This is a genomic window from Burkholderia sp. Nafp2/4-1b (assembly GCF_003635165.1).
In the GTDB taxonomy this organism is placed as follows: Bacteria; Pseudomonadota; Gammaproteobacteria; order Burkholderiales; family Burkholderiaceae; genus Burkholderia.
The window spans coordinates 36,759-48,267 of record NZ_ML058647.1 but is presented as its reverse complement, the minus strand read 5'-3'; the positions used below and the strand labels follow the sequence as shown (position 1 = coordinate 48,267).

The 11,509-nt window shown below is 67.2% G+C and carries 11 protein-coding genes and 1 pseudogene; 8 read left to right on the top strand and 4 right to left on the bottom strand.

Features of this window, described 5'->3' with window-relative positions:
• The first annotated feature begins 136 nt into the window (after positions 1–136).
• Complete coding sequence (gene phaZ, locus C7H84_RS34505) at positions 137–1,624, top strand: polyhydroxyalkanoate depolymerase (protein ID WP_121862988.1); 1,488 nt, start codon at positions 137–139, stop codon at positions 1,622–1,624.
• A 117-nt stretch (positions 1,625–1,741) separates the two neighbouring features.
• On the opposite strand, the gene C7H84_RS34500 is transcribed toward phaZ, so the two are convergent.
• Complete coding sequence (locus C7H84_RS34500; protein WP_121862987.1) at positions 1,742–2,374, bottom strand: TetR family transcriptional regulator; 633 nt, start codon at positions 2,372–2,374, stop codon at positions 1,742–1,744.
• 155 nt (positions 2,375–2,529) lie between these two features.
• On the opposite strand from C7H84_RS34500, the pseudogene rsxB reads away from it, so the two are divergent.
• Positions 2,530–3,557, top strand: a pseudogene (gene rsxB, locus C7H84_RS34495) (electron transport complex subunit RsxB).
• Positions 3,554–4,198, top strand: coding sequence for an endonuclease III (gene nth / locus C7H84_RS34490; RefSeq protein ID WP_121862985.1), 645 nt, complete (start codon positions 3,554–3,556; stop codon positions 4,196–4,198). The pseudogene rsxB and the gene nth overlap by 4 nt, the downstream one beginning before the upstream one ends.
• Before the next feature lie 107 nt (positions 4,199–4,305).
• On the opposite strand, the gene C7H84_RS34485 is transcribed toward nth, so the two are convergent.
• A complete protein-coding gene (locus C7H84_RS34485; protein WP_121862984.1) occupies positions 4,306–5,235 on the bottom strand; it encodes a DMT family transporter in 930 nt (309 codons plus the stop codon).
• A gap of 247 nt (positions 5,236–5,482) precedes the next feature.
• Here C7H84_RS34485 and C7H84_RS34480 point away from each other — a divergent pair, with 247 nt between their 5' ends.
• A complete protein-coding gene (locus C7H84_RS34480; protein ID WP_121862983.1) occupies positions 5,483–5,917 on the top strand; it encodes a DUF1841 family protein in 435 nt (144 codons plus the stop codon).
• Between the two features lie 101 nt (positions 5,918–6,018).
• Here C7H84_RS34480 and C7H84_RS34475 read toward each other — a convergent pair whose 3' ends face one another.
• On the bottom strand, positions 6,019–6,378 hold the full coding sequence (locus C7H84_RS34475; RefSeq protein WP_121862982.1) for a cytochrome c: 360 nt from the start codon (positions 6,376–6,378) through the stop codon (positions 6,019–6,021).
• A gap of 41 nt (positions 6,379–6,419) precedes the next feature.
• Positions 6,420–6,779 carry a c-type cytochrome gene (locus C7H84_RS34470; RefSeq protein WP_006754446.1) on the bottom strand — a complete coding sequence of 120 codons (360 nt, stop codon included), beginning with the start codon at positions 6,777–6,779 and terminating at the stop codon, positions 6,420–6,422.
• A 247-nt stretch (positions 6,780–7,026) separates the two neighbouring features.
• Between C7H84_RS34470 and C7H84_RS34465 the strand changes: the two genes are divergently transcribed.
• The 4 genes from C7H84_RS34465 to tal all read left to right on the top strand — a co-directional run bounded on the left by C7H84_RS34465 (position 7,027) and on the right by tal (position 11,456).
• Positions 7,027–7,869, top strand: coding sequence for a MoxR family ATPase (locus tag C7H84_RS34465; protein WP_121862981.1), 843 nt, complete (start codon positions 7,027–7,029; stop codon positions 7,867–7,869).
• Between the two features lie 21 nt (positions 7,870–7,890).
• Positions 7,891–9,066, top strand: a complete 1,176-nt coding sequence (locus C7H84_RS34460; protein WP_121862980.1) for a VWA domain-containing protein — start codon at positions 7,891–7,893, stop codon at positions 9,064–9,066.
• 57 nt (positions 9,067–9,123) lie between these two features.
• Positions 9,124–10,335, top strand: a complete 1,212-nt coding sequence (locus tag C7H84_RS34455) for a benzoate/H(+) symporter BenE family transporter (RefSeq protein WP_121862979.1) — start codon at positions 9,124–9,126, stop codon at positions 10,333–10,335.
• Positions 10,336–10,502: 167 nt separating this feature from the next.
• The gene (gene tal / locus C7H84_RS34450; protein ID WP_121862978.1) at positions 10,503–11,456 is read left to right on the top strand and encodes a transaldolase; all 954 of its coding nucleotides are present in this window, start codon (positions 10,503–10,505) and stop codon (positions 11,454–11,456) included.
• The last annotated feature ends 53 nt before the right edge of the window (positions 11,457–11,509 follow it).

Below are 11,509 nucleotides of genomic sequence, written 5' to 3'. Positions count from 1 at the left end.
ATTGCAACATTCATCGTTGTCCGATATGATCGACACGATTGTCCGGCCGCACTGCAACATGGCCGGTCGCTGACCCACACGGCTCGCCGCGACGCCTCACGCCGCCCGCACCGTCCCCCACGCGGGAGTAGTCTGCATGCTTTACCAACTGCACGAATTCCAGCGGGCAATGCTGAGCCCGCTCACGGCCTGGGCCCAGGCCGCTTCCAAGTCGTTCGCCAATCCGTCCAGCCCGTTCTCGCTGATACCCGGCGCGCCGCGGATGGCCGCGGCATATGAACTGATGTACCGGCTCGGCAAGGATTACGAGAAGCCCGAATTCAACCTTCATCAGATCGTCAAGGACGGCCACAACATTCCGATCGTCGAGCAGACGATCATCGAGAAGCCGTTCTGCCGCCTGCTGCGCTTCAAGCGCTATTCGGACGACGCCGACGCCGTCACGCAACTGAAGGACGAGCCGGTCGTGCTGGTCTGCGCGCCGCTGTCGGGCCACCACTCGACGCTGCTGCGCGATACCGTGCGCACGCTGCTGCAGGACCACAAGGTGTACATCACCGACTGGATCGACGCGCGCATGGTGCCGGTCGAGGTCGGTCCGTTCCACCTGCACGACTACATCGCGTACATCCAGGAATTCATCCGCCACATCGGCGCGCGCAACCTGCACGTCATCTCCGTGTGCCAGCCGACGGTGCCGGTGCTCGCGGCGATCTCGCTGATGGCGAGCCGCGGCGAGGACACGCCGCTCACGATGACGATGATGGGCGGCCCGATCGACGCGCGCCGCAGCCCGACGTCGGTGAATTCGCTGGCGACGCAACACTCGACCGCGTGGTTCGAGAACAACGTGATCCACACGGTGCCCGCTAACTACCCGGGCGAAGGCCGCCGGGTGTATCCGGGCTTCCTGCAGCACACGGGCTTCGTCGCGATGAACCCGGAACGTCACGCGCAATCGCACTGGGACTTCTACCAGAGCCTGCTGCGCGGCGACGAGGACGACGCCGAAGCGCACCGCCGCTTCTACGACGAGTACAACGCGGTGCTCGACATGGCGGCCGAGTACTACCTCGAGACGATCCGCGTCGTGTTCCAGGAATTCCAGCTTGCGGAAGGCACGTGGGACGTCGACGGCGAGCGCGTGCGTCCGCAGGACATCAAGCACACCGCGCTGATGACGATCGAAGGCGAACTCGACGACATCTCGGGCAGCGGCCAGACGCACGTCGCGCACGAGCTGTGCACGGGCATCCCGCAGGACGACCGCCGCAGCCTGACCGCCGAGAAGTGCGGTCACTACGGGATCTTCTCGGGTCGCCGCTGGCGCACGATCATCTACCCGCAGCTGCGCGACTTCATCCGCGAGCATCCGCCGGAACCGAAGAACGGCGCGGCCAAGCTGCCTCCCGATGCGCAGGACGCGACGACGATCGGCGCCGTGCCGGCCGCCAGGCCACTGCCCGAAACGACGGCACGCACCGCCACCGCGAAACGCTCGCGCGCAAAGGCACCGGCCGTGACGGTGGCGCCCGCCAAGACGGCCGCCGCGAAGGCTGTCCCGGCCGCGAAACGCACGGGGAGCACGCGCGCCAAGCCCGTGCGTGTGCGCAAGGCCGCCTGACGCACCGCGTTCCGACGCAAAAACGCCGCCGTTGCTTGCGCACGGCGGCGTTGTTTTATCCGGCGGCCGCGCGCGCGCGACACATCGGCTCGGGGGTTCGTTCGTCGGTTCTCGAGTTCAGCGCCGCAGCAGGTACGCGAGCAGCACCTCGGTGTTCATCTTGACCATTTCCGCGCGCTCGTCGGCGTCGCTGAAGTCGCGGCCGAGCGTCGCGGCGAGCGTGAAGCGGTTCGACACGATGTAGTAGCCGAGCCCCGACAACGTCACGTAGAAGTGCAGCGGATCGACGTCGCTGCGAAACAGGCCGGCCTTCTGGCCGCGCATCAGCACGTTGCCGAGCTTCGCGACGATCGGCGACATCATCTCGCGAATTCGCGTCGACTTGTGCAGGTAGCGCGCTTCGTGAAGGTTCTCGTTGTTGATGAGCCGCAGCAGTTCCGGGTGGTCGCGGTAGTAGTCCCACACGAAGTGCGCGAGCCGCGTGACGGCTTCGACGGGCGCAACGCCATCGAGATCGAGCACGCGCTCGGCTTCGGTCAGCGCGGAGAACGCGTGTTCGAGCACGGCCGTAAACAGCTGCTCCTTGCTGCCGAAGTAGTAATAGAGCATGCGCTCGTTGGTTTCGGCTCGTCGCGCGATCTGATCGACGCGCGCGCCGAACAGCCCTCCACTCGCGAACTCTTCGGCTGCCGCCATCAGGATGCGGCGGCGTGTACCTTCAGGATCTCTTTTGATTTTTGGCTGATTCATGTGGCGTTTTGCTATGTGAGCCGCGTGATCCGGACCGGCACCCCCACCGCCTCGGCGCCGGCCGCCCTGGAACGGGTGCGCCGCGTACGGCCGCCCTCCTGCTGAGCCCCTGCAAAAAAGCGGTTCGATTATGCGCACAGACGGCGTCCAGCGCAATGCGGGAAATCGGCGATAATCGAGCTTTGGCAAACCTTTCCGGCCGCGCCAGACGCGGCCGAGAGCCAGTCGGCGCTGCTGCGCCTGTTGTCAGCCTGTCGTCACCGTGACCGATTCCAAGACTCTCGCAGATCGCATCGAAGATCTGCTGCCCCAGACGCAATGCACGAAGTGCGGCTATGACGGTTGTCGTCCGTATGCCGTCGCGATCGCCGCCGGCGACGCGAACTACAACCAGTGTCCGCCCGGCGGTGCCGAAGGCATCGCGCGCCTTGCGAACCTGCTCGGCAAGCCCGTGATCCCGCTGAACCCCGTCAACGGCGCCGAGCATCCGCGCGCCGTCGCGTTCATCGACGAAAGCCTGTGCATCGGCTGCACGCTGTGCCTGCAGGCGTGCCCGGTCGACGCGATCGTCGGTGCACCGAAGCAAATGCACACGATCATCGAGTCGCTGTGTACGGGCTGCGACCTGTGCGTGCCGCCCTGCCCGGTCGACTGCATCGCGATGGTCCCCGTGACCGGCGAGCGCACCGGCTGGGACGCGTGGTCGCAGCAACAGGCCGACGCCGCGCGCGAGCGCCACGATCGCCGGCTCGCGCGCCAGCGCCGCGAACGCGAGGCCGCCGAAGCGCGCGCCGCCGCCCGCCGCGCGGCCAGCGCCGGTGCCGGTGCCGCCCATGCCGCGCCGGCCGCGGCAGAATCCGGCACGCAGCCCGGTGCACCGAGCGCCGCGCCGGCCGACGACGCCGACGCGAAGAAACGCGCGATCATCGCCGCCGCGCTGGAACGCGCCCGCAAGAAGAAGGAAGAACTGTCCGAGCAAGGTGCCGGGCCGAAGAACACCGACGGCGTCAGCGCGGCCGTACAGGCGCAGATCGATGCGGCGGAAGCGCGCCGCAAGCGGCTCGCCGAACAGCAGGCGCAGCGCGACGCCGAGGCCCCGACAGCCGGTGACGACCACGACGCTCCAGACAACAACGACGACCGCAACGACTCGTCCGCGCCGTCCGACAAGCACCGTCCATGAACGCCACCAAACGACGCGCGATCTACGAAACGCTGCAGAGCCTCAATCCGCATCCGACCACCGAGCTCGAGTACACGACACCGTTCGAGTTGCTGATCGCGGTGATGCTGTCCGCGCAGGCAACCGACGTGTCGGTCAACAAGGCGATGCGGAAGATGTTTCCGGTCGCGAACACCCCGCGACAAATCGTCGCGCTCGGCGAAGAAGGCGTCGCCGACTACATCAAGACGATCGGCCTGTACCGCACCAAGGCGAAGAACGTGGTCGCGACTTGCCAGATCCTGCTCGAGCGTTACGACGGCGAGGTGCCGGCCGATCGCGACGCGCTCGAGAGCCTGCCGGGCGTCGGCCGCAAGACCGCGAACGTCATTCTGAACACCGCATTCGGCCACCCGACGATCGCGGTCGACACGCACATCTTCCGCGTCGCGAACCGCACCGGGCTCGCGCCGGGCAAGGACGTGAAGGCCGTCGAGGCCGCGCTCGAGAAATTCACGCCGAAGGAATTCCTGCACGATGCGCATCACTGGCTGATCCTGCACGGCCGCTATGTGTGCAAGGCGCGCAAGCCCGAATGCTGGCACTGCGCGATCGAGCCGCTGTGCGAATTCCGGCCGAAGACGCCGCCGCCGAACGAGTGACGCGCGTCGGCCGCGGCTGACGTACCCACGCATCGCGCCGGCCACTCGCGCCATGCGCGATACAACCGACCGGCCCTGTCTCGGCGCCGGCGGCTTCCCCTTCCCCGTCATGCATTCGACGTCGCCGTCGCATCGTCGGCCGCCGCGCCGCCCGCGCGCACGAGCGCCAGCACGGCCGCGAGGATCGCGACGCCGCCCGCCCACTGCAGCGGCGACAGCGCTTCGCCGAACAACAGCGCCGCGAGCGCGACCGTCACCACCGGTTCGAGCGTCGACAGCATCGACGTGCGCGCGGCCCCGAGCCGCTCGAGGCCGGCGAAGAACGCGAGCATCGCGGCGACCGTCGACACCAGCGCGATCGCGAGCATCGCCCCCCAGCCGCCGGCCGTCGCCGGCCAGCGCGGCGGCGCGCCGAACGCCGCGGTGCGCACGAATGCGATCGCGATGAGCGTCGCGGTCGCCGACAGGCAGATGATCGCGGTGGTCGCGAGCGGATCGACGCCGCGCGTCGCCTTCGTGCCGCCGACGATGTACAGCGAATAGATCACCGCGGCGGCCAGTGCGAGCGCGATGCCGAGCGGCTCGCCGTGGCCGCCGCCGACCATCAGCGCGGAGCCCGCGACGCAGAGCACGAGCGCGACCGCCTTCGCGCGCGTGAGGCGCTCGCCGAGCCACCACGCCGCGAGCAGCGTGACGAAGGCCGGATACAGGTACAGCAGCAGCGCGACGAGGCTCGCCTGTGCATGCTGGAGCGCGCTGAAATAGCAGAACGACTGCCCGACGTAGCCGAGCGCGCCCATCGCCACGAGCGGCGCGAGCGTGCGCCCGCGCGGCCACGCCACGCGGCGGTGCCGCGCGATCGCCGCGAGGATCGCACCGCCGATCGCGAAGCGTACGATCAGGAGCCCGAGCACGTCGACGCCTGCCGCATACGCATAGCGGCCGAAGATCGCCATCGCGCCGAACGCGGCGGCGGACAGTGCGACATAGAGTGCGCCCTGCAGCGCGGCGGACGATGAGCGGGTGGTGGCGGACATGATGAGACGGTGCGAGCGCGACGACGGGAATCGTCGGAGTGTAGCGGCGCGGCGCCCGGCAGCCTAGTCCGCGCTTACCCGTTGCGCCGCGCGCGGCCCCGCGCCGGCAGGCTTCGACCGGTGCCGCCGGCCCCAGGCAGCGATGCACGTTGCGCCGATGCGCGGGCCGCCGCCAGCACCGCACGCCGACCCGGCGTACAATGCCCTACGCGGCATGACGCCGCCCGATTCACGACGTTTCCCCACCATGTTCAATCCGAGTCGCGACGAAGTCCGTCGCTTTTTCACCGAGACCTGGCGCAAGCAGCGCGCAGGCGAGATCCTGACGCCGCTGGAAGCGATGGCCGCCGACTGGATCGTCGAGCACCCCGAATATCACGACGACCTCGCGGACGCCGACAGCGCCGCCGCGCGCAACTACACGCCCGAGGAAGGTCGCACGAACCCGTTCCTGCACCTGTCGATGCACCTCGCGATCAGCGAGCAACTGTCGATCGACCAGCCGCCCGGCATCCGCGCCGCGCACGACAAGCTGGCCGCGAAGCTCGACTCGCCCCACGACGCGCAGCACGTGATCATGGAATGCCTCGGCGAGACGATCTGGGAAGCGCAGCGCACCGGCACGCCGCCCGATACGGACGCATACCTGCAGCGCATCCTGCGCCGCGCGTCGCGCGACTGAGCAACCGGGCGACCGGCGACCGGCACCCGCACGCACCGGACAAAAAAATACCCCGCCGACCGGGGTATTCTGGCTGCACGGACCGGCAAGGCCCGGCGCGCTTACTTCTTGAAGACGAGATCGGTCTCTTTCAGCGACTCGATGTAGGCCGCGATGTCCTTCATGTCGCTGACCGACAGGTTCTGCACCTGCGCCTGCATGATCGCGTTGTTGCGACCGAGCAGCGGGTTCGTCAGCCCCATCTGGTACTGGCGCATCGCCCACACGAGGTAGTCGGCGTGCTGGCCCGCGAGGCGCGGATACTCGGCGTTGATCGGCTTGTTCAGCTGCGCGCCGTGGCAGGCCGCGCAGTTGTGCGATTCGACCAGCTCCTTGCCCTTCGAGGTGTCCGCCGCATGCGCGGTACCGATCGCGAGGCCGGCCACCAGTGCAACCGCCGCCGTCTTGAATGCGTTGTTCATGAATGCTCCTGTCCCGCCGGTAAGAATCGGCGGCGCGCGCTTTACTTGTAGGGATTGTCCTTCGTGTCGGCCTTCTGGGCGGCGTAGTAGGCCGCCAGATCCGCGATGTCCTGATCCGTCAGCGAACCGGCGATCGCGTTCATCGACGGGAAGTGACGATCCTTCTTGCGGTAGGCCTTCAGCGCGTTCTCGAGGTATTGCTGGTTCTGGCCGCCGAGGACGGGCACCCGGTAGACCTCCGGGTACGCCGCGCGGTAATCCTGGATGCCGTGGCAACCGATGCACATGGCGGCCTTGCCTGCCCCGTCCTTCGGGTTGCCGACCACACCGGCCGCCTGCGCGCTGCCCGCGAGCGCCACGAGCGCTGCGACAACGACGTGTTTGCCGACGAATTTGTTCATAGCTCTTGTAACCTAGCTTGAGGGGAAACTGGCGCCGAAGCGGCAACGGCCCGCGCCGTATTGCTTATCGGATCGCCACGCAGGCCAAAAAAAACGGCCAGATTGTACCGCGTCGGCGGGGAATGCGTCCACATGGCGCCCCGGGGTCCGTCCCGCCGCAACCCCGCAACGATACGCGGGCGCGGCCCAACCGGACAGCCCTTCTGACTTATACTGGGTTTTTTTGCGATTAAAGAAGAGCGCCGCCATGCGTTTCGAAGGATCCTCGCACTACGTCGCGACCGACGATCTGAAGCTCGCCGTCAACGCCGCGCTGACGCTGCAGCGCCCGCTGCTGATCAAGGGCGAGCCCGGCACCGGCAAGACCATGCTCGCCGAGGAAGTGGCCGCCGCGCTCGACATGCCGCTGCTGCAGTGGCATATCAAGTCGACCACGAAGGCGCAGCAGGGGCTGTACGAGTACGACGCCGTATCGCGGCTGCGCGACTCGCAGCTCGGCGACGCGCGCGTGAAGGACATCGCGAACTACATCGTGAAGGGCGTGCTGTGGCAGGCGTTCGACGCCGAGCGCCCGACCGTGCTGCTGATCGACGAGATCGACAAGGCCGACATCGAATTCCCGAACGACCTGCTGCGTGAGCTCGACCGGATGGAATTCCACGTGTACGAGACGCGCGAAACCGTGCGTGCGAAGCACCGTCCGCTCGTGATCATCACGTCGAACAACGAGAAGGAGCTGCCCGACGCGTTCCTGCGCCGCTGCTTCTTCCACTACATCCAGTTCCCCGACGCGGCGACGATGCAGAAGATCGTCGCGGTCCACTTCCCGAACATTCGCGAAGAACTGCTGCACGCGGCGCTGCAGAGTTTCTTCGAATTGCGCACGGTGTCGGGGCTGAAGAAGAAGCCGTCGACGTCCGAACTGCTCGACTGGCTGAAGCTGCTGCTCGCCGAGAACATCCCGGCCGACGCGCTGCGCAGTGCCGACGCGAAGCAGATCGTGCCGCCGCTCGCCGGCGCGCTGCTGAAGAACGAGCAGGATCTGAGCCTGCTCGAGCGGCTCGTCTACATGAACCGGCACAACCGGTAACCCACCCGCGAAGGCCCGGCCATGCTGCTCAATTTCTTCTACGCGCTGCGCGCAGCCAGGCTGCCCGTCTCGGTGAAGGAATACCTGACGCTGCTCGAATCGCTGAAGGCCGGGCTGATCTCGCCGTCGATCGACGCGTTCTACTTCCTCGCGCGGATGACGCTCGTCAAGGACGAACAGTATTTCGACAAGTTCGACCAGGCGTTCGGCGCGTATTTCCACGGCGTGTCCGCGCTGCCGTCCGAAGCGTTCGACATTCCGCTCGACTGGCTCGAGAAGCGTCTCGAGCGCGAGCTGTCGCCGGAGGAAAAGGCGCAGATCGACGCGATGGGCGGGCTCGACAAGCTGATGGAGCGCCTGAAGGCACTGCTCGACGAGCAGAAGGAACGCCACGAAGGCGGCAACAAGTGGATCGGCACCGGCGGCACGTCGCCGTTCGGGCACGGCGGCTACAACCCGGAAGGCGTGCGCATCGGCGGCCCGTCGAACGGCAACCGCACCGCGGTCAAGGTGTGGGAGGCGCGCGCGTATCGCGACTACGACGATTCGGTCGAGATCGGCACGCGCAACATCAAGGTGGCGTTGCGACGCCTGCGCCGCTTCGCGCGCGAAGGCGCGGCCGAGGAGCTCGACCTGCCCGGCACGATCCGCAGCACGGCCGCGAACGCCGGCTGGCTCGACCTGCGGATGGTGCCCGAGCGTCACAACAACGTGAAGGTGCTGATGCTGCTCGACGTCGGCGGCTCGATGGACGACCACATCAAGCGCACCGAAGAGCTGTTCTCGGCCGCGAAGGCCGAGTTCAAGCATCTCGAGTTCTACTACTTCCACAACTGCGTGTACGACCACCTGTGGAAGAACAACCGCCGCCGTCACTCCGAGCGCACCGCGACGTGGGACGTGCTGCACAAGTTCACGCCCGACTACAAGCTGATCTTCGTCGGCGACGCGACGATGAGCCCGTACGAGGTGCTGCAGCCCGGCGGCTCGGTCGAATACAACAATCCGGAAGCCGGCGCCGTCTGGCTGCGCCGCCTCGCCGACCAGTTCCCCCACCATGCATGGCTGAACCCCGAGCCCGAGCGGCTATGGGAATACCGGCAATCGGTCTCGATCATTCGCGACGTGCTCGGTCAGCGCATGTATCCACTGACGCTCGCGGGTCTCGAAACCGCGATGCGCGCACTCAGCAAGTAACGAACCCACCCTGCAGACACGAAGGCCGCATCGGAGCGGCCTTTCCCCGGAGATAGCATGAACCCTTCGCCCACCGTGAGCGCTGGCCGCGCCGGCGGCCGTCGCTTTTTCGCCGATACGTCCGTCTCGACGCTCGTCGCCGGCTTCGTCGCGATGATGACCGGTTACACGAGTTCGCTCGTGCTGATGTTCCAGGCCGGCCGCGCCGCGCACCTGACCGATGCGCAGATCTCGTCGTGGATCTGGGCGCTGTCGATTGGCATGGCGCTGACGACGATCGGCCTGTCGCTGCGCTTTCGCGCGCCCGTCGTCGTCGCGTGGTCGACGCCCGGCGCCGCGCTGCTGATCGCGTCGCTGCCCGGCGTGCCGTATCCGGAGGCGATCGGCGCGTTCGTCGTGTGCGCGCTGCTGCTGACCGCCATCGGCGTGAGCGGGCTGTTCGACACGCTGATGAAGCGCATTCCGGCCGGCATCGCGGCCGCGCTGCTCGCGGGCATCCTGTTCGAGATCGGCATCGAGATCTTCCGTGCCGCGCAGTTCCAGACCGCGCTCGTGCTCGCGATGTTCTTCACGTACCTGATCGTCAAGCGGCTCGCGCCGCGCTATGCGATCGTCACGACGTTGATCGTCGGCACCGCGGTCGCGGGCGGCCTCGGCCTGCTCGACTTCAGCCATTTCCACATCGCGCTCGCCAGGCCCGTGTTCACCATGCCCGCGCTCTCGATCGCGTCGATCGTCAGCATCGGCATTCCGCTGTTCGTCGTCGCGATGGCGTCGCAGAACGTGCCGGGCATCGCGGTGCTGCGCGCGGACGGCTATTCCACGCCGTCGTCGCCGCTGATCGCGACCACCGGCCTCGCGTCGCTGCTGCTCGCGCCGTTCGGCTCGCACGGCGTGAACCTCGCGGCCATCACGGCCGCGATCTGCACGGGCCCGGAAGCGCACGAAGATCACGCGAAGCGCTACACGGCCGCCGTGTGGTGCGGCACGTTCTACCTGATCGCCGGGATCTTCGGCGCGACGATCGCCGCGCTGTTCGCCGCGCTGCCGAAGGCGCTCGTCGTGTCGGTCGCCGCGCTCGCGCTGTTCGGCTCGATCATGAGCGGCCTCGCGAACGCGATGCAGGACGTGAAGCAGCGCGAAGCGGCGCTCGTCACGTTCATGGTCACCGCGTCGGGCCTCACGCTGCTGTCGATCGGCTCGGCGTTCTGGGGGCTCGTCGCGGGGATCGTCACGCAGGTGATCCTGAACGCGCGGCGCCCCGCGTAGGCCGCATCGCACGCGCGTGCCCTGCAAAAGGCACGCCAAAACGTGCGCGACGCGAATCGGGCCTAAAATAGTGGATCGCAGGCGGTGCCCGGCGCCGCCTCGCTTCGCTGCCGCGCTCGCGCGGCCCGTGAGAACCCAGGCGCCCCGCGCCCTCCTCCCGAATCGCCATGACTACCGCACTCGACCAGCTGAAGCAGTACACGACCGTCGTCGCCGACACGGGCGATTTCCAGCAGCTTGCGCAATACAAGCCTCAGGACGCGACCACGAACCCGTCGCTGATCCTGAAGGCCGTCCAGAAGGATGCGTACAAGCCGATCCTCGAGAAAACCGTCCGCGATCACCGCAACGAAAGCACCGATTTCATCATCGACCGCCTGCTGATCGCATTCGGCACCGAGATCCTGAAGCTGATCCCGGGCCGCGTGTCGACCGAGGTCGACGCGCGCCTGTCGTTCGACACGCAGCGCTCGATCGACAAGGGTCGCGAGCTCATCAAGCTGTACGAAGCCGCCGGCATCGGGCGCGAACGCATCCTGATCAAGCTCGCGTCGACCTGGGAGGGCATCCGTGCGGCCGACGTGCTGCAGAAGGAAGGGATCAAGTGCAACATGACCCTGCTTTTCTCGCTCGTGCAGGCCGCCGCGTGCGCGGAAGCCGGTGCGCAACTGATCTCGCCGTTCGTCGGCCGCATCTACGACTGGTACAAGAAGCAGGCCGGTGCCGACTGGGATGAAGCGAAGGACGGCGGCGCGAACGATCCGGGCGTGCAGTCGGTGCGCCGCATCTACACGTACTACAAGACGTTCGGCTACAACACCGAAGTGATGGGCGCCAGCTTCCGCACGACGAGCCAGATCATCGAGCTCGCCGGCTGCGACCTGCTGACGATCAGCCCCGACCTGCTGCAGAAGCTGCACGACAGCAACGACACGGTGGCGCGCAAGCTGTCGCCGGACGCGCTGCACGACAAGCCGACCGAGCGCGTCGCGATCGACGAAGCATCGTTCCGCTTCCAGCTGAACGACGAAGCGATGGCGACGGAGAAGCTGTCCGAAGGCATCCGCGTGTTCGCCGCCGATGCGGTGAAGCTCGAGAAGCTGATCGACGCGCTGCGCTGAACGACACGGCACTGAAGGCTGAACGCCTTCAGGTGGACTGTCAGCTGCACTGT